This window comes from Pseudomonas sp. S2_E02 (genome assembly GCF_054668355.1).
In genome coordinates this window covers 4,841,454-4,860,363 of record NZ_CP162761.1, presented here as the reverse complement: position 1 = coordinate 4,860,363, position 18,910 = coordinate 4,841,454, and the positions used below count along the sequence as shown (strand labels likewise).

At 59.3% G+C, this 18,910-nt stretch carries 17 protein-coding genes; 7 read left to right on the top strand and 10 right to left on the bottom strand.

What is annotated here, in order from left to right; all coding sequences use genetic code 11:
* Window positions 1-50 precede the first annotated feature (50 nt).
* Window positions 51-977, top strand: a complete 927-nt coding sequence (locus AB4O01_RS21870; RefSeq protein WP_093430009.1) for a LysR family transcriptional regulator — start codon at window positions 51-53, stop codon at window positions 975-977.
* On the opposite strand, the gene AB4O01_RS21865 is transcribed toward AB4O01_RS21870, so the two are convergent.
* From AB4O01_RS21865 to AB4O01_RS21840, 6 genes are all read right to left on the bottom strand, one after another.
* A complete protein-coding gene (locus tag AB4O01_RS21865) occupies window positions 894-1,211 on the bottom strand; it encodes an AzlD domain-containing protein (protein WP_007909127.1) in 318 nt (105 codons plus the stop codon). The two genes, AB4O01_RS21870 and AB4O01_RS21865, sit on opposite strands and share 84 nt — an antisense overlap.
* On the bottom strand, window positions 1,190-1,906 hold the full coding sequence (locus tag AB4O01_RS21860) for an AzlC family ABC transporter permease (RefSeq protein WP_099757732.1): 717 nt from the start codon (window positions 1,904-1,906) through the stop codon (window positions 1,190-1,192). The genes AB4O01_RS21865 and AB4O01_RS21860 overlap by 22 nt, the downstream gene beginning before the upstream one ends.
* Window positions 1,903-2,280: a GNAT family N-acetyltransferase gene (locus tag AB4O01_RS21855; RefSeq protein WP_008080517.1), complete on the bottom strand. Its 378-nt coding sequence runs from the start codon at window positions 2,278-2,280 to the stop codon at window positions 1,903-1,905. Before AB4O01_RS21855 ends, AB4O01_RS21860 begins: the two co-directional genes overlap by 4 nt.
* A gap of 79 nt (window positions 2,281-2,359) precedes the next feature.
* On the bottom strand, window positions 2,360-3,106 hold the full coding sequence (locus tag AB4O01_RS21850) for a 2OG-Fe dioxygenase family protein (protein WP_034151909.1): 747 nt from the start codon (window positions 3,104-3,106) through the stop codon (window positions 2,360-2,362).
* 232 nt (window positions 3,107-3,338) lie between these two features.
* Entirely contained in the window at window positions 3,339-4,643 is a 1,305-nt protein-coding gene (locus AB4O01_RS21845; protein ID WP_093430007.1) for an OprD family porin, read from the bottom strand.
* A 297-nt stretch (window positions 4,644-4,940) separates the two neighbouring features.
* Complete coding sequence (locus AB4O01_RS21840) at window positions 4,941-5,609, bottom strand: DsbA family protein (protein WP_460089521.1); 669 nt, start codon at window positions 5,607-5,609, stop codon at window positions 4,941-4,943.
* Window positions 5,610-5,865: 256 nt separating this feature from the next.
* Between AB4O01_RS21840 and AB4O01_RS21835 the strand changes: the two genes are divergently transcribed.
* Entirely contained in the window at window positions 5,866-7,959 is a 2,094-nt protein-coding gene (locus AB4O01_RS21835) for a TonB-dependent receptor (protein ID WP_460089519.1), read from the top strand.
* A gap of 124 nt (window positions 7,960-8,083) precedes the next feature.
* Here the strand turns inward: AB4O01_RS21835 and AB4O01_RS21830 are convergent, their stop codons facing one another.
* From AB4O01_RS21830 to AB4O01_RS21815, 4 genes are all read right to left on the bottom strand, one after another.
* Entirely contained in the window at window positions 8,084-8,296 is a 213-nt protein-coding gene (locus AB4O01_RS21830; RefSeq protein WP_008080512.1) for a hypothetical protein, read from the bottom strand.
* Window positions 8,297-8,541: 245 nt separating this feature from the next.
* The gene (gene aguA, locus AB4O01_RS21825) at window positions 8,542-9,648 is read right to left on the bottom strand and encodes an agmatine deiminase (RefSeq protein WP_034151906.1); all 1,107 of its coding nucleotides are present in this window, start codon (window positions 9,646-9,648) and stop codon (window positions 8,542-8,544) included.
* Between the two features lie 5 nt (window positions 9,649-9,653).
* Entirely contained in the window at window positions 9,654-10,532 is an 879-nt protein-coding gene (gene aguB / locus AB4O01_RS21820) for an N-carbamoylputrescine amidase (protein ID WP_460089517.1), read from the bottom strand.
* A 304-nt stretch (window positions 10,533-10,836) separates the two neighbouring features.
* On the bottom strand, window positions 10,837-13,749 hold the full coding sequence (locus tag AB4O01_RS21815; protein ID WP_460089515.1) for an aminotransferase: 2,913 nt from the start codon (window positions 13,747-13,749) through the stop codon (window positions 10,837-10,839).
* A gap of 212 nt (window positions 13,750-13,961) precedes the next feature.
* Between AB4O01_RS21815 and AB4O01_RS21810 the strand changes: the two genes are divergently transcribed.
* From AB4O01_RS21810 to AB4O01_RS21790, 5 genes are all read left to right on the top strand, one after another.
* Window positions 13,962-14,486, top strand: a complete 525-nt coding sequence (locus tag AB4O01_RS21810; protein WP_099757728.1) for a DUF3916 domain-containing protein — start codon at window positions 13,962-13,964, stop codon at window positions 14,484-14,486.
* An 83-nt stretch (window positions 14,487-14,569) separates the two neighbouring features.
* A complete protein-coding gene (rfbC, locus tag AB4O01_RS21805) occupies window positions 14,570-15,115 on the top strand; it encodes a dTDP-4-dehydrorhamnose 3,5-epimerase (RefSeq protein WP_034151902.1) in 546 nt (181 codons plus the stop codon).
* Between the two features lie 42 nt (window positions 15,116-15,157).
* Window positions 15,158-16,966 (top strand): sensor histidine kinase, encoded by a 1,809-nt coding sequence (locus AB4O01_RS21800; RefSeq protein WP_095047127.1) that lies wholly within the window; start codon window positions 15,158-15,160, stop codon window positions 16,964-16,966.
* A complete protein-coding gene (locus AB4O01_RS21795; RefSeq protein ID WP_093430001.1) occupies window positions 16,963-18,348 on the top strand; it encodes a sigma-54-dependent transcriptional regulator in 1,386 nt (461 codons plus the stop codon). Before AB4O01_RS21800 ends, AB4O01_RS21795 begins: the two co-directional genes overlap by 4 nt.
* On the top strand, window positions 18,345-18,800 hold the full coding sequence (locus AB4O01_RS21790) for a YiiD C-terminal domain-containing protein (protein WP_093430000.1): 456 nt from the start codon (window positions 18,345-18,347) through the stop codon (window positions 18,798-18,800). Before AB4O01_RS21795 ends, AB4O01_RS21790 begins: the two co-directional genes overlap by 4 nt.
* Window positions 18,801-18,910: the final 110 nt, after the last annotated feature.

Sequence of the window (18,910 nt, the reverse complement as noted above, 5' to 3'; positions counted from 1 at the left end):
CGGCAGTCTCGTAAACAACAATACCCAGCCCACTTTAGAGGGCATTACCCATGGATAGCAGAACCTTACGCAACCTCATGCGCATCGTGCAGACCGGCTCGTTGTCGGCCGCAGCCGAGCATTCGTGCCTGACTGTGCAGGCCTTGGCCGCGCAGTTGAACAAGGTCGAAGAGCAGTTCGGTTTCCGCTTGTTTCGACGTTCCAACAAAGGCCTGACGCTGACGCCGCAAGGCACTGAGCTGACGCCTTATATGGACAAAGTGCTGATTGCCACGCGACAGATGGAAGAGAAGGTCGAGGCGCTGAAGGTGCCCGGCCAGCGCACGTTGAAGGTGGCGTTGAACAACACTTTGGCGGCTGACTTCAACCGCCGAATGATCGGACGCCTGATCGAGGTGTTTCCCGATTATCAGATGGAATTCAGCTACGCCGAGTCGATGGAAAATCTCAGCAAGCTGAAGAACGAAGACTTCGACCTTGCGGTACTGATCGGCCCGCAGCGGCCGGGCTTGCCGAGTATCGTCCTGCCGGATGTACAGGTGCAGGTCGTTGGCGCCCATTGTGGTCAGGAGAATGATCCCCTGACCTTGCTGGGCAACAAGTTTCAGGTACGTCCTGCGGAAGATTGTCCGTATTCCCACAGCTTTTTGCGTTTTCTCGACGCGGGGCTGGGCAATCACGAGAACGGCCAGCGCATGGTCTATTCATGCAGTGAAACGTTAACGCTGTCGTTGATCACGCAGATGGACGCGGTGGGCATGGTCTCGCGTGAAGCTGCGCAGAAGAACGGCCTGACGATTTTCCCCGGGTTCGAGGATTTTCTCGAAGTGCGTCTGGCGGTGAACAATCCGGAGTTGTCGAACCAGGCACTCAACGATGTCGTCGACTTGCCGCTACATGAACGAGCCGAGCGCAATGTACGCAGCCGTCCCAACCGCCACACTGAGAAAGAGGTTTTTGCTGAAATACGCACATAACAACGTCGGAATTGCGGCATAGAATTCCGGGCGATCGAGCTGTATGTGCTGATCCTTGATCAACAAGGGTGTCAGGCTGATCGCAGCGACGATCGCCACCGGCAAGTATTCCAGCGCCCGCGCAATAAACGGCGGCCAGTGCTCGGTGTTGACTTGCAGTGGCAGCGCGCGTGGCAGGAAAGTCACGGCCATCATCAGCGCGACCACCAGAATCAGGAACGTTTGGTCAGGCATACACCCACTCCGCAGCCCACAAACGTGGCGATAAACACATTGAACGGCGAACTGCCGACCAGGCTCAGCGCGCCCATGCAGGCCACGGCAGCCGCAGCAGCGATGAGTTTGTTGCGCGTGTTGCACAGCGACACCAGCACGTAGAGCATCATCGCGGTCAGGGCGTAGTCGAGCTGATATTTGATCAGGTGCGCCGCGTACTGCGCACAAACGGCGCCAAGCAAACCGCCGAGCACCCACGAGGTGTGGCAGAACAGGTTGAAGCCAATCAGATAACGCACATTGACCGGCGCACCGGTGCCGAGTTTAACGCTGTGGAAAGCGAAGGATTCGTCCGTCAGGCCACCGGCATAAGCCCAGCGCTCCATGCGGCTCAAGCCGAGTGCGCGCAGAGCCTTGGCCATGTAAACCGACATCAACATGTGCCGCGCGTTGATCAGGAAAGTGGTCAGTACGATAGTCGTCAGCGAGGCGCCGCTGGAGATCAGCGCCAGTGCGGCGAATTGCGAAGCGCCGGCATATACGAACAAACACATCGCCACTGGCAGCCACATCGGCAACCCGGCGTTGACGGCCATCAACCCGAACACGAATGACACCGTGAAGTAGCCAGCGACTACCGGGCTGGCTTCGGCAAACGTGCGCGACGGCTGATGGGTAGCCATCAGCGGCGCACTGCCGGACGTTTCATTCATAGATCCCTCTCAAATGTCCGCTCGCCGTGGGGTTCGCAAAAACCCTGGGCAGTCCAGAATCGCTTGCCCGCGAGGTTAGCATCGTCGACGAACAGAAACATCCGTAACACGCCGACCCGTTTCATATCGGACGACGCCGCTTCAACCAGTCGTTGACCGACGCCCTGGCTGCGATAGCGCGGGCTGACCGCCAGATGATTAATCGTGCCGCGACTGCCGAGCATGCCACCGAGTACCGCGCCGACGATCTCGCCCGCCACGTCAAAGGCGAGATAGGCCGTGGTGGTTTTCTGGATCAGCACGCCACGCAGGCACTTGGCGTCCTGCCACTCGCAGAAGGACACTTCGTCGAACTGGCGGAAGAAGCGCTCCATGCGCTGCGCATCCTTGGCCGTGGCGCGTCGCAGCACCACCGGCGTCGAGCACTCGACGCCGTCGATTGGGGTGATCTGATTAGCGAACAATGTCGAAAGCGGTCCCGGGCCGCGAGAAGGAGATCGCCAGAATCTGCCGGTACGCCATCGCATGGGTGTGCGTGTTGCGGGCCGGGGTCACGTAGTGGCGCATGTCACGATCGAGGAAGTAGGTGGTATCGAGAATTTCCTGGTAGGTGGTCGACGCCAGTTGATGCTCGTGGATGTCGTACAAACGACTCTCCGCGCCCTCGACATTATTGCGACCCCAGAAGTGCACACCGCTGAACGGATAGCCGTCGCAGTGAATGCCTTCAGGGGTGATTTCCAGTTGTTTGCCGGGTTTGATTTCGATGCGGATCTGATGGATCTGGCACTGCCAGATTTCATCGTGCAGCTCTTCCGGCAGTACGCTTTTGTACACTTCGAAATCGGTGTCGATCAGGCTGCGCATCACCGGTGAAGTAATTACTTCATCGGAGAAGTCCTGAAAGTGTCGTACCAGGCCGCCAACATAGGCGTTGTTCTCTTTCGACTGCACGTAGGCGCGATGCTCGAGTTGCTTGAGCTCGCGGGTTTTCGGGTTGTACTCAAAGTCGCTGTAACGACGGTAACGCATGCCGGCTTCGGCCTGACCGTAGTAGCTGTCAGGCTCCATGTTTTCCCAACTTTTGGTCAGTCTGACGAAGTCGGCAAAATGACCGTAGAGATTGAAGTCACCACCCTGGACGTTGACATATTTGTCGCGCCGTAGCGATTCGCCCACTTCTCTGTTCAAAACGATCATTACCAAATTCTCCGCTGCGTTGAGCGGCCTAATCTATTAGGTGGAGAATTTGCGTCCATGAGAAAGAATTTCAGGCATTTAAAGCACTGTTTGAAACGGCGTTTGCAGGCGCTTAAAAACAACTTTTACATGACAAAAACACGGGTTTTTTCCGGTTTTCATCGAATAACCGTCGAAAAAAAACCCCGAACCAGTCGGGGTTTTTCTCATGTTTCTTACACTGGATCAGGCATCAGAAGATGTTGATCGGGTAATCCACGAAAACGCGCAGTTCGTTACCGCTGACGTTGTACTCGCTGGATTTCTGCGAAACACGCAGGATCGAGCTGCGCAGTTTCACGCTCAGGTCTTTGGCCGGGCCAGACTGCACGACGTATTTGAACTGGTTGAAGATCTCACGCTCGGTACCGCCTTCGCTGGTGGACGTGGTGATGTTGTCGCCACGCACATAAGCGAAGTTGTAGCTCAGGCCCGGTACGCCGAATGCGCCGAAGTCGAGGCCGTAGCCCAACTGCCAGCTGCGCTCGTCTTCAGCGTTGAAGTCGGACCAGTAGGAGTTGGCCAGGTAGATGGAGTTACCACCGTCACCGACGCGGTGTTGATCTTTCTGGTAACCGCCATAGGCGTAGCCCAGGTTGCTGTCGCCGGTGGAGCGCTGGTGCGCCACGGTGAACGAGTGCGGGCCAGTGGCGAATGTCGCGGCCAGGCTCCAGATCTTGTTGTCGCGACCGGTCACGATGCTTTCGCCCGGAACGGTGTTTTCGCGAACGTACGAGCTGTCCAGCTTGGTGCGATAGCCGTTGAAGTCCAGGGTCAGCGACTGATCCTTGTTGAACGGCAACACGTAGTTGGCGTTCACGTATTGTTTCTTCAATACGTCTTCGACGTCGGAAGCGTACAACGCACCTTTGAAGTTCTCGGTGAACTGGTAGCTACCGCCCAACACGTTGATCGACTTCAGACCACCGCTGTCACGGCCTTCATCGCTCTTGCGCGATTCGGCGGTGAAACGACCGGCGTTCAGTTCCAGGCCTTTGATCTCTTTGGAAGTGATCAGGGTACCGGTGTAGCTTTCCGGCAGCAGACGCACATTGTCGTAGCTCAGCACCGGCAGGGCCGGCATCTGGTCGCCGTAGGTCAACACGGTGTTGGAGAAGCGGAACTTCACCGCTGCACCGCCCTTCGCTATGTCATGGTTCGCGCGACCGTCATTTTCCTGCTTGAAGAAATCGATACCACCGGCGCCGCTGCGGCCCTTGCCGCCGTCCAGACGCAGTGCGTACAGACCGAAAGCGTCGACACCGACACCCACGGTGCCTTGGGTGAAACCGGACGAGAACGTACCGATGGCCGCTTGGCCCCACTCGGCTTTGTCTTTGTTGCCGTCTTTGTAATCACGATTGATGTAGGCATTGCGCAGCAGCACTTTGAGGCTGCTGTCTTCAACAAAACCCTTGGACTCGGCCTGGTCGTTAGCCATGGCCTGAGTGGCGCTCAACATCCCCAGTGCGATCAGACTGATTCGCTTGTTCAACATTTTGTTTTCCTTATTACGGGTTGAAACGCGCTGTGTCGAACGGCGGAAACGGCGCTTTTGCACTCTTTTATTCACCCCGAAACAAAAAGACCCGCCCACGACGATGTCATGGCGGGCCTGCTCCTTATTTTGAGTCATGGCGGTTGGCCACAGGCGTTGGGCCGAATCGTAGCCGCGCCCTGAACAATGTGTCAATTTCAAGAATCGTCTTTAAATAGGTAAAAATCGTCTAAGAAACGTAAATTTTGCGCTGACTCCTTGCTGGGAAATGCAAACAGCCAGTGAATCCAGCGCGTATCAGGCGCAACCATCGATAGAACAAAATGCAGAAGTTTTACCGGTTTCATCGACGACGATTGCCTGTTGCAACCAATCGGCAAATGCCTGCGGCTTGCCCAGCCAGGGGCTGATGTCGATCAACTGGAACGTGCCGTTCTGCTCCAGAGCAATCGTTGGAAAACCCTGACCACCCAATTGAGCCAAAAACTGGCGACTGGCTTTTATATGCCCCTCGCTATCAACGGACTCAAACGCAAGGTGGAAATCTTCCTGCGCATAGCCCATCTGCATCGCCAATTCCAACAGCACGGCTGAATCGGCAATGCGTCGCCCTTCCACATAGTGCGCCGTCTGCAACCGCCCCAGCAGGCGCAAACCGCCGCCGTCGATGGCTTCAGCCGCCATGACCGCAGCAATCGCTGGCGTCGAATCGAACACCGCTGAGTGATCACGCAGCAAACCTTCGAAATAGGCCTCGCCAAACGGCTGGCCGGTGTACTCGGCAATGCGTCGGTCATGGGGCATGACGTAATTGCGCAGTTGCGGGGAAACACGCTGGCGATTGGCGCCACTCATCATTCCGCCGGCATGGGCATTCACCGGCAACACTGACTGTGCCGCTTCCACCAGCGGCTTGGCGCCGTAACACCAGCCACACAGCGGATCGTAGATGTAGTGAAGAATCATGGGAAAAACTCCGGCAGAAAGTCAGGAAAATCGATGGCGGCAGATTAGTCCTCGCACTCTTGCGGAAAAACGCCGGAATGGCTTTCAGTCTGTTTCATGAATCGGTCGAATGATTCGTCCAGTCAGATTGTGTCGGTTAGGACACAAATTGAAACAATCAGCCAAGGGAACTTATAAGGAATAATTAACGAAAGTAAATGCAAAGCATTACCATTCGCACGATCGAATTCTTCCACCCTTTCGGATGCGCTGTTCAATGCCTGCCCCGTTCCGTCTTACGCCCGCCACCCTTGGGCTTTCTGCTTTTCTGTCCAGCGGTTTTGCCTACTCCGCGACCGAGTTACCCGCCACCGCAATCAGCGCCGAAGCGCAAGCCGATGACCCTCGGGTGAAGCTCAGCAGCACCGCGACTCGGACCTCGACGCCCGTACGTTATGTGCCGCAGGCGATCGATTCGATCAAGACCTCGAACGTCGCCAGCTACGGCACCAATGACATCGGCGACGCGTTGAGCGGCATGCCTAACGTCAGCAGCAGCGCCGACACCCGTTTCGACAGCCTGCGCATCCGCGGCTTCGACGCGAGCAACGATTTCTATCTGGATGGCATCCGCGACGACAGCCAATACAAGCGCGACTTGCACAATATTGAACGCGTCGAAGTGCTCAAAGGCCCGGCCGCCGTACTATATGGCCGTGGCAGTCAGGGCGGGATCGTCAACCGCGTGAGCAAAATACCCGAGTTCGGCCGGCGCTCGACTATCGAAGCCCAGGCTGGCAGCGAAGATTTGCGCAGTCTTTACGCCGACCTCAGCAGCGACCCGAGCGAAAACATCAGCCTGCGCCTGAACATGGGCAACATGGATGAAAACAGCTTCCGCGACGGTGTCAGTGGCAATCGCCAATTGTTCGCGCCGTCGATGAGCTGGCAACTGACGCCGGACCTGAACTGGCTGGTGCAGTACGAATACAGCCGCTACAACCGCACCCCGGATCGCGGCATCCCCGGCATCAACGGGCGCCCGGCCGATGTCGGGCGCGATACGACCTACGGCAACGATCACGATTTCATCGACGACAAGTCGCAATCGCTGCGCTCGAAACTCACTTATGAAATCAATGACAACTGGCAACTGCGCCAGACCCTCGGCGTGTTCAAGCTCGACAGTGATTTCGACAACACCTACCTCACCGGTTACACGCCGGCGACCAACAAGGTCACGCGCCAGCATTGGCAGCAGGATCTGACCACTCGCAACGTCTATAACAACGTTGAACTTGAGGGCGGATTCGATACCTTGGGCCTTGAGCATCGCCTGCTCACTGGCATCGAGATCGGCAGCCAGCGCCGCGACCCGACGCTGTACAACGCGGCCACTGGCAGAACCCCGGGCGCACGCCCCGTACCGTCGCTCGACCTGTACAACCCGAACCGTGATCTGCGCCACACCGGCAGCATGCAGGTCTCCAGCAGCAGCCACACCGAAGTCGAAAGCCGTGCGGTATATGTGCAAGATCAACTGCGCCTGAACGACCAATGGCAAGTGCTCGCCGGTCTGCGTTACGACACTTTCGATATCGAGTCGACCAACAAGCTGCGCAACATCTCCGAAGACCGCGACAGCCATAGCACCAGCCCGCGCGTCGGCCTGGTCTGGACGCCGCTACAAAATCATTCGTTCTACGCCTCGTGGTCGAAGACGTTTTCGCCGGTGGGCGGTGGCTTGATCGGCATCACTCCGGGTGCGGCCGGCAACACCAACGACCTCAGTCCCGAGCTGACCAAGCAGAAAGAAATCGGCGTGAAAAGCGACTGGCTCGATGACCGCTTGAGCACCACGCTGGCGATCTACGATCTGGAACTCTACAACCGCCGCACCACTGATCCAAACGATCCGACCCTGACGGTGATGTCAGGTTTGCAACGCTCGCGCGGGATCGAATTGACGGCCACTGGCAATCTCGTCGGCAACTGGTACATGCGCGGTGGCGTCGGTCTGCAGGATGCGAAGATCGAGAAGGACAACAACGGCCTGGAAGGCAAACGCATCAACAACGTTGCCAAGCATAACGGCAGCCTGTTCCTGACCTGGAAACCGGAGATGGGCTGGTACGGCGAAACCGGCCTGACCCTGGTTGGCCAACGCTATGCCGATAACGCCAACACCACCGTGTTGCCGGGTTACGGCCGCTGGGATGCCCTGGTCGGTTACCGCTTCAAGGATTGGGATTTACGCGCGGCGCTGAACAACATCACCGATCGTGAGTACTACGCGTCCGCGACCAGCCAGTATCAAATCCAACCGGGTGCACCACGTAGCGTTGTGATGACCGGCACCTACAGTTTCTGATTTCACACCAATCCTGTGGGAGCGAGCCTGCTCGCTCCCACATTGATTGGGTGTGTACAAGATAGCCGTGCATAAAAAAGCGCCGCCATCCCGGCAGCGCTTTCACCAATCCCTGTTGTGCTTCTTATCCTTCCATCACAGCCCACAATGCTTCCAGTTCGGCCTCGCTGAACAGACCAGCGGGGTAACGCTCGATCATCATCCGGCGCGGATCAGGTTCCCTGATCTGACGCGTTCCATTGGACTTTAACCAGTGCGCGACAATCTGGAGCGATTCGCCGTTTACGGCCATGGGATGCAACGTCCGCTCGCTGACTACGTTCACTTCGGCGTTCATTTCAGCGCTCTCTCCCCGTTCGTGAGCGGCTACGTTATCCAAGGTTTATGACAGAACTGTTGAAGTTCTCCCCCTCCCTAGTGCACGGGTGATGAATACAAGAGCTATGCCAATGTTTCTTAGTTGTCGACAAGCGGATACAAAGAAGCCCGCGGTCCTGTCGGGCTGCGGGCCTCAGTTGATGCATAGCGAGCTAATCATTACCCGGCTGATTTGTTAATCAACTCAAGGTGTTACGACTCAACTCACTCTTTGTGCGGCGCGGGTTGCTGTTGGGTAAGGCAATGGATATTGCCGCCACCCAGTAACAGTTCGCGACCCGGCACCATCACCACTTCGTGCTGCGGGAACAGCTTCTGCAGGATTTCCTTGGCCGGCGCGTCCATTGGATCGTCGAAGCTCGGCGCGATGATGCCGCCGTTGACGATCAGGAAGTTCACGTAGGAACCCGCCAAGCGCACAGACGGATTGCGTTCCTGCGTGCCGTCCACCGGATCGACACCGGCGCACTCTTCTTCTGTCGCGTAAAGCGGTCCCGGAATCGGCATTTTGTGCACCGTGAACGGGCGACCCTTGGCGTCAGTGCTGCTTTGCAGGACTTTCATCGCAGCCTGGCAGCGCGGGTAGTTCGGATCCTGCGGATCGTCGGTCCACGCCAGCAACACTTCGCCCGGACGCACGTAGCAGCAGAAGTTATCCACATGGCCGTCGGTTTCGTCGTTGAACAGACCGTCCGGCAGCCAGATGATTTTATCCACAGACAGATTGGCGCTGAGTACCGCTTCAATCTCTTCGCGGCTCAGGTGCGGGTTGCGATTGCGGTTGAGCAGGCATTCTTCGGTGGTGATCAGCGTGCCTTCGCCGTCGACATGAATCGAACCGCCTTCAAGCACGAAACCTTCAGTGCGGTAACGCGGGCTGCGCTCGATCTCGAGGATCTTGCCGCCGACCTGCGAATCGCGATTCCACGGCGAATACAAACCGCCGTCGAAACCTCCCCAGGCGTTGAAGTCCCAGTTCACACCGCGCACTTCGCCGCTGTTGTTGATGACGAAAGTCGGGCCGCTGTCGCGTACCCAAGCGTCATCGCTGGACATCTCGACCACGCGGATATTCGGCACGTCGAGGCGCGCGCGGGCGTTTTCATACTGGCCGGCGGACACGGCCACGGTGACCGGTTCAAAACGCGCGATGGCCTTGGCCACCGCAGCATGTGCGGCTTGCGCCGGTTTGCCGCCCAGACGCCAGTTGTCCGGGCGCTCGGGCCAGATCATCCAGGTCTGCGTTTGCGGCGCCCACTCGGCCGGCATGTGAAAGCCGTCGGCGCGCGGGGTACTTTTCAAAGTTGTCATCGGGATCAGGACTCCAGGGAACCGTCGAGGGTTTTCAACGCGCCGTACAGGTTCGGACGGCGGTCACGGAATGAACCCCACGCGCTGCGAATCTGTTCGAGCTCGTCGAGGTTGAAAGTGTGCACAAGAATACCTTCTTCGGTTTTATTCAGCTCCTGCACTTTTTCGCCGAACTGATTGGCGATGAACGAAGAGCCGTAGAACGTGATGTCGTAGCCGTCCTGTTCTTCGTTGCCGATGCGGTTGCTGGCGATCAGCGGCATCAGGTTGGCGCCGGCATGACCCTGTTGCACGCGCTGCCAGTGATCGCGCGACGAAATGGTCTTGTCGTGCGGCTCGCTGCCGATTGCGGTTGGATAGAAGAGGATTTCAGCGCCTTGCAACGCCATGCTGCGCGCAGCTTCCGGGAACCACTGGTCCCAGCAAATGCCCACGCCGATTTTCGCGTAACGGGTGTTCCACACCTTGAAACCGGTGTCGCCCGGGTTGAAGTAATACTTCTCGTGGTAGCCTGGGCCATCCGGGATGTGGCTTTTACGATAAATCCCGAGGTTGCTGCCGTCGGCATCGATGATCGCGATGCTGTTGAAACGCGCGCGGCCGGCCAGCTCATAGAAGCTGATCGGCAGCACCACTTGCAGCTCTTTGGCGATTTTCTGGAAATGTTTGATCGCGACGTTTTCTTCCACCGTCGTCGCCAGTTGCAGATAGTCCGGGTTCGGCTTCTGGCAGAAGTACGGCGCCTCGAACAGCTCCTGGATCAAGATGATCTGCGCGCCTTTGGCGGCGGCTTCGCGCACCAGCCTTTCAGCGATTTCGAGGTTGGCTTCCAGATCCCAGGAACAGGCCATCTGAGTGGCGGCAACGGTAACGATACGGCTCATGAATCATCTCCGGGCAGTTGCTTTGACGGCCGGAAATTCGGCCGAAAAGAAAACGCGCGCACCGGACATGAGATCACCATGCCGGAGCAATGGCGACTTTATAGCCGATAAATATCGGCTTTAGAAGCTTGCAAAATGCCTTTCGTCTAAATAATCCCGATAAAAGCCGATACAAATCGAATTAACAACCCAAGAAAATGTGGGAGCGAGCTTGCTCGCAAATACGGTGTGTCAGGAACTGAGTAAGGTGACTGACACACCGCTTTCGCGAGCAAGCTCGCTCCCACAGGGGATTGGCTGCGTTTTACAGGCCCTCGGTAAGGACTTGATCAAGCATATCGACAAAGAAATCCACACTCTGACGCGACGTCACCATCGGCGGTTTGATCTTCAGAATGTTCAGATCATCCCCGGTCGGCTGCATGAAAATCCCCAACTCACGCAAGCGATCACACAGCAACACCGTCTCCTCGGTCGCCGGCTCCAGCGTCTCGCGATTGCGGATCAGCTCAAGTCCCAGATAGAACCCGGAACCGTGCACCGCGCCCACCAACGGATGTTTATCGATCAACGCTTCGAGACGCGCCTTGAAGTGGCCACCGACCACCTGCGCGTTCTCCCAGAGCTTTTCTTCTGCCATGACATCGAGCACCGCCATGCCGATCTGACAACTGACCGGACTGCCGCCCGCCGACGAGAAGAAATAGCCCTCGGCCTCCAGCGCCTCGGCAATTTCCCGTCGCGTGATCACCGCGCCCAGCGGTTGACCGTTGCCCATGCCCTTGGCCATGCAGATGATGTCCGGCACCACACCCTGCTCTTCAAAGCCCCAGAAGAAGTGGCCCATGCGCCCGTAACCGACCTGCACTTCGTCGGCGATGCACACGCCGCCCTGCGCGCGCACCAGCGCGTATACCTGCTGGAGATATCCCGGCGGCAGCGAGATACCGCCGGCATTGCCATACACCGGCTCGCAGATAAACCCGGCCAGCTGGCGCTTCTGTTCGGCAAGTTTCGCCAGGTGATGCTCAACACTGCGCACGTAATCCGGCGCCGAATCGAGACCACGGAATTCACCGCGATAAGTGTTTGGCGCAGGCACCGGATGCACCCAGTCCGGGCGGCTTTCCAAGGCTTTCGGGTTGTCGGCGATTGACGTCGATACCGCATCGGCGCCGACCGTCCAGCCGTGATAGGCCTCAAGCACGCTGATCATGTCGCGCCCGCCGCTGTAGGCCCAGGCCAGACGAATCGCCAGGTCATTGGCCTCGCTGCCGCTGTTGACCAGAAACACCCGATCCATCCCTTCCGGCGCCAGTTTCAGCAAGCGCTCGGAAAACTCCGCCACCGCCGCATAGTTGAATCGCGAGTTGGTGTTGAGCAGCGACCACTGCCGCGCCGCGACTGCCGCCATGCGCGGGTGGCCGTGACCGAGCACGGCAACGTTGTTGAGCATGTCGAGGTAGGAGCGGCCCTGCATGTCGATCAGGTGATTACGCCAGCCGCGTTCAATGCGCGGCGGATCAACGTAGTAGTGTTTCTGCGTGCGGGCGAAACTGGCATCGCGGCGTTCGAGCAGGGTTTTTGCGTCCAGTTCCGGCTCGGCATCGCAGGCCAGACCCAATAATGCGGCCGGCGAAGGACACAGCGCCTGCCACGCCGCTGCATGCGCCGGGGTGCAAAACAACGGCGCATCGATCTGCGCGCCCCGGCACAACTGCACCCGTAATGGGCCGCTGACTGCGCCCAGCACCTGGCCTTTGACCAGCGCCGCGCCGCTGTGCAGCGAAGGTGTCACGCCCCACAGGCGCACGCTGAGTTGCGGGCCATCCAGTTGCAGCACACCGCTTGCTGCCTGATGCACGACGCCAGCGAACGGCGCTTCTACGGCGGTACCATCGGGCACGCGCAATTCCACGTGCAGCGGGAAGGTGTCCGGTTCAACGGCGCTGTCGGGACGGGTGCGCGACAAACGGTACTGACCATAACGGCTTGCCGCCAAACCATGGGCCGCCGCCGCTTCGTTCAACAGGTGCTGATCGATGCCGGCCTGCTCCCAGTTGCCGGCCTCGAAATGCGGGCTGAGGACACCGAGATCGATCAGGGCAAATTCACGTCCGACCAGACCGGGCAGCAAGGGCGCAAAACCTTCGCTATCGATCACCGGCAATGCGTGACCGACGGCAGTGAGGATCGCCGCTTCCATGAGTGCCTGTGGCACCGATGTCGCTACGCGGAAGATTTCCCACTCATGGCTTAGGTTGTCACGGCTGTAGGTATTCGCGGGGTCGATGCTGACCTGTTGCTCGCCACTGAGCACCAGCACCGCCGCGCGCGCGACAATCAATGGCCACAGCGCTTGCAGCTCTTCATGTTGCAACGGGTTGACCGCGTGGTAGGCCTGCACCGCCGGCAGGATGACAAACGGATCGCCACCAGCGTGATGCAGCAACGCCGCACAGGTCACCGACAGATCGGTGATGCGCCAGGTGCGCACCAGATCGCCAAAGTCGATCACGCCCTGCAACTGCCAGTGACGCAGGGCATCGCGCGCCCAGACGGCGTTGTCGTCGGTGATGTCCATGTGGATCGCCTGCACCGGCAGCTTGCCCTGCAACGGCTGCAAGCGGCGCTCGGCTTGTTCGGCCGCATCGGCAATCAATATGCGTTGCTGCTCATCCTTGATCACCGGCAGCAGATGGCTGATCAGGGCACTGGCGTGACGGGCATCCCACTGCAACGTGCGCTCAAGGCCCGGGTGATCGAACCCGGCCAGCGCCAGATCCATCTCACCGCAGAGCCGGCCAAACCCCGCCACCACGTCGCGCCCCAAGTATTCGAGATGCGTGAGCGGCTGGCCCTCGATGTAATCCAGCAGCCGCACATGGACGGCTTCGCCGCCGACCTCGAGTGACAGCAGATCCTCGCCATTATTGGCCGCGATCACCCGTGGCACCGTCACCGCCGAGTGCTCGGCCAGGTACTTGAGGCCGGCATGCTGGGCTTGCAGCTCCACCAGAGCGTAATCGCCACGGCAGATTTTCAGCACGAACCGACCGCGCGGACTGTCGACGCGAAAATTCAGATCCTGCTGGCTGCCGAGCGCCTGCAGCCTGCCGCTGAGCCCGTAATGCTCCGCCAGCCATTGCTGGGCCTGCTCTGCAGAAACCTGCGGGCTGGGCAAACTGGCGCGATGAATCAACGTGGCGAGCGGCATGAAACGACCCCTGTAATTTTATTAGGCGCCTATATCGCCATTGCTTTTGGCGAGACGCAACCCCTTATACCAACTCCCGACCGGATCAAGGGCACATCACTGTGACGGCCCCTCACCAATAACTTTTCCTACAGCAATTTCAGATTGCGTTTGAACACTTCACTGTTCAACCTGCCCCCTCGAACGTTATCCGCACGGAAGCAATCCGCAAAATGTCCCAGCGCCGCCTCGCCCTCTCCAACAAAAAAGTCCGCAATATCCCTCGCCGTCTACGCGCGTTAGCCGCTTGGGCTGCTGACTTCGAAGGTTACTTTCCGGCCGACCTCACCGAAGAGGAAAAATACAGCAACTGGAAAATCCCGATTCACATGTCGATGGTCCAAGGAAAACAAGCAACCGCGGATCTGCGTCGGCAGTGCGCGCAGCACTTGATCAACGCGGCGCAGCACCTGCGTATGTCCCGACCGGAAAATGCTATCGATTGCAGAGTGGTCGCCGCCATCTTATTGCCAGGAATGTTTTCCAGCGAGATATGTATCTATACCGACATGGAATATCACCGAGGTCATATCCCGCCTGCTGATAGTGAATACGTCGAAACCGGTAAGAGCCTGGCCCAGGAATGGGGACTCGTTTTACCGCCGGGCATTGGAGAGAGAGGCCTGAGCTATACCGTTGAAGATGGCGATGGCCAGACCTATGAGGAACAACGCTGGTATTTTGGCGAGGTCGACTGAATCGCCCCTTACGGTCCGCACTCGCGTTAAATGGCACTTTGCGCAAGAATGTCGGCCATTCACACCTGCCTATGGAACTCCCCATGAATGTAATCACCACCGACCTGCCCGGTGTCCTGATCATCGAACCGAAGGTGTTCGGTGACGAGCGCGGCTTTTTCTACGAGAGTTTCAATGCCAAGGCGTTCCAGGACGCTACCGGTCTGGACACGCAATTCGTTCAGGACAACCACTCGCGCTCGCAAAAAGGCGTGTTGCGTGGCCTGCATTACCAGTTGCAAAACACCCAGGGCAAACTGGTCCGTGTGACCGTCGGTGAAGTGCTGGATGTGGCCGTGGATATTCGGCGCAGCTCGCCGCACTTCGGCAAATCGGTGGCTGTGCGCTTGTCGGCCGAAAATCATCGTCAACTGTGGGTGCCGGAAGGTTTTGCCCATGGTTTCGTGGTGCTGAGCGAGTTCGCTGAATTCCTCTACAAGACCACCAACTACTACGATCCATCATCCGAGCGCAGCATTCGCTGGGATGATCCCGCGCTGGGCATCGACTGGCAGCTGGACGAAGCGCCGAAGCTGTCCGCCAAGGATCAGGCTGCAGCCCTGCTCAAGGACGCTGACGTCTTCGCCTGAGCCTAGGCATAATGCGCCTGACATCTCAGGCGCATCCGGCTCATGAAACCAACCCTCCCCCGCAGACCCCGCTGGCGCAGCCTCGCTCTGCTGGCCCTGTGTCTGGCGCCGCTGCTGTGGCCGCTGGAACATCTCGCCGAGCGCTATTACCGCAGCGAACTGGCCGGACAGAACCGGCAGACCCTAGACCTGTACGTCGCCAACCTGCTGGGCACCCTGCACCGCTATGAAGTGTTGCCGCAAATTCTCGGCGACCTGCCTGCCCTGCGTGCGGTACTCGGCGCGCCAGACGACGGCGTCAGCCAAGGCAACGCCAATCGCCTGCTGAAGAACATCGCCGCGCAGACCGGCGCCGAAGTCATGTACCTGATGGACACCAGCGGGCAGACGCTGGCGGCGTCGAATTGGGACAAGCACGACAGTTTCGTCGGCCGCAATTTTTCGTTCCGTCCGTACTTCAGTGAAGCCATGGCCGGACGCCTCGGACGCTTTTTCGGCCTCGGCACGACCTCGGCCAAACGCGGCTACTTCTTCGCTGCCGCCGTGCGCAACGGCGAAAAAATCATCGGCGTGCTGGTGATCAAGGTTGACCTCGACCACACCGAAAGCCTCTGGGGCAAAACCCCGGAACAACTGCTGGTGACCGACCACAACGGCGTGGTCATCCTCACCTCGCGCCCGGAATGGCGCTTCCGTTCGACCCGTAACTTGAGCGACAGCGAACGCTCGGCGATCACCGCTATCCAGCCTTACCCGACCCGCGAGCCGCGCCCCCTGAACCTCAGCCCGACTGCGTGGCTGATCCAGACTCACGACATCGCCGAAACCGGCTGGAGCGTCAGCATCCTTGCCCCACGCACGCTGATCGACCGTCCGGTGCGCACCGTGGTCGCCATCGGCGGCGCCACGCTGCTGGTGCTGATGTTGTTGCTCGGTCTGATGATGCAGCGCCGCCGCCATTATCTGGAGCGCATCGCCTTCGAGGCCAAAGCACGTCGCGAGCTGGAGGGCCGCGTCGCCGAGCGTACCAGCGACCTCGAAGGCCTCAACCGGCGCTTGAAGGAGGAAGTGCTGGAGCGTGAACAAGCCCAACAGGAACTGGTGCGTGCCCAGGACGATCTGGTCCAGGCCGGCAAGCTGTCGGCGCTGGGGACGATGTCCGCGAGCATCAGCCACGAACTCAATCAGCCGTTGGCAGCGATCCGCAGCTACGCGGAAAACGCCGAAGTGCTGCTCGATCATCAGCGCACCGACGATGCGCGCGGCAACCTCAAACTGATCAGCGAACTGACCGGGCGCATGGCCTCGATCATCGCCCACCTGCGCGCCTTTGCCCGCCGCGATCGCCACGCGCCGGAAAGCGTTGCCCTGCAACCGGCGCTCGACGATGCCTTGGCGCTGCTGGCCAAACGGCGTCGCAGCATGGAAGTCGAACTGATCCGCGATCTGCCAGCCGCGACTCTGTGGGTCGAGGCCGGGGAAACCCGATTGCGCCAAGTGCTCGGCAATCTGCTGGCCAACGCCCTCGACGCCCTCACCGAGAAAGGCCCGCCGCGCAAACTCTGGCTGAGTGCCGAATCCACCGCCGAGGGCGTCAATCTGTACATTCGCGACAACGGCCCGGGTTTTTGCATGGAAGCCCTCGGCCGCGCCAGCGAGCCCTTTTACACCACCAAGACCCGCACTCAAGGCCTTGGCCTGGGGCTGGCCATTTGTGAAACGCTGATGCGCGCCTTCGGCGGTGAACTGTCGTTCGCCAACCACAAGCAAGGTGGCGCCTTGATTACCCTGCGGCTGCGCGCCGGTGCGCCCGGGGTCAGCCTGCAACCGTCCGAGGATCGAAGTGCATGACCATCGACAATCGCATTCAGGTGGTGTTGATCGACGACGATCCGCACCTGCGTCAGGCCCTCGGCCAGACCCTGGACCTGGCCGGCCTGAAAATTCTGCCGCTGTCCGAAGCCAAAGGCCTGGCCGCACAGCTTGAGCGTGACTGGCCGGGTGTGGTGGTCAGCGATATCCGCATGCCAGGCATGGACGGTCTCGAATTGCTCAGCGAACTGCACGCGCAGGATCCCGAACTACCGGTATTGCTGATCACCGGCCACGGCGATGTGCCGCTGGCGGTGCAAGCCATGCGTGCCGGCGCTTATGACTTTCTCGAAAAACCTTTCGCCAGCGATGCGCTGCTCGACAGCGTGCGCCGCGCCCTGGCCTTGCGCCGCCTAGTGCTGGACAACCGTAGCCTGCGCCTGGCCCTCAGCGATCGCAATGAGCTGAGCGCGCGGCTGGTCGGCCATTCGCCCCCAATGCTGCGCCTGCGCGAGCAGATCGGCGCGCTGGCCGCGACCAAGGCTGACGTGCTGATCCTCGGCGAAACCGGCGCCGGTAAAGAAGTGGTTGCCCGCGCCTTGCACGATTTATCCAGCCGCCGAAACGGCCCGTTCGTGGCGATCAACGCTGGCGCACTGGCCGAGTCGGTAGTGGAAAGCGAACTGTTCGGCCACGAACCCGGCGCGTTCACCGGCGCGCAAAAACGGCGGATCGGCAAATTCGAATTCGCCAATGGCGGCACATTGTTTCTCGATGAAATCGAGAGCATGAGCATGGATGTGCAGGTGAAGTTGCTGCGCATGCTGCAAGAGCGCGTGGTCGAGCGTCTGGGTGGCAATCAACTGATCCCGCTGGACATCCGCGTCATCGCCGCGACCAAGGAAGACTTGCGTCAGGCCGCTGACCAGGGCCGCTTCCGCGCCGACTTGTATTACCGCCTCAACGTCGCGCCACTGCGCATTCCGCCACTGCGTGAGCGCGGTGAAGATGCGCTGGTGCTGTTCCAGCATTACGCCGATGAAGCCAGCGCCCGCCACGGTTTGCCGCCCCATGAACTGCAACCGGCGCAACGCGCCTTGCTGCTGCGCCACACCTGGCCGGGCAACGTACGCGAACTGCAGAATGCCGCCGAACGTTTCGCCCTCGGCCTGGAATTGGCGCTGGATAACGCTGACGCCGAGGGCGGTGGCAGTACCACGGTCGAAGTCATCAATGGGGGCCTCAGCGAGCAGGTGGAAAATTTCGAGAAATCGCTGATCGCTGCTGAACTGGCGCGCTCCCACAGTTCGGTGCGCAGCCTCGCCGAAGCCTTGGGCATTCCGCGCAAGACCCTGCATGACAAGTTGCGCAAGCATGGCCTCAACTTTGGCGACAGCAGCCATGGGGACGAGAACGAATGATCAGCCACAGCGCCTATCTTCAGTCGGTTTTGCATCACGACATCCCGCTGACCCGAGACATGGGCCTTAAGGTGCTCGACTGGCATGAACAGCAACTGAGCCTGCATCTGCCACTCGAGCCGAACGTCAACCACAAGAGCACGATGTTCGGTGGCAGCCTCTACTGCGGCGCGGTGCTGGCCGGGTGGGGCTGGTTGCATTTGCGCCTGAAAGAGGAAGGAATCACCGACGGGCACATTGTTATTCAGGAAGGGCAGATCAGTTATCCGCTGCCGGTGACCGGGGACGCTACGGCGATTTGCCCGGCACCTGATGCGAAGGAGTGGAAGAGATTTCTGGCGATGTATCGGCGTTATGGGCGGGCGCGGTTGACGTTGAATACGCGGATCGTCAATCAGGGCAGCGAAGAAGACGCCGTGACATTTACCGGGCAGTACGTTTTGCATCGCTGACAATCAAAAGCCCCCCACCCTAACCCTCTCCCAAAGGGAGAGGGTTAGGGTGAGGCGTCTTGCGATATAGATCGACCTGAAAGATCGAAGCGATTATGGATTCAGCAAAA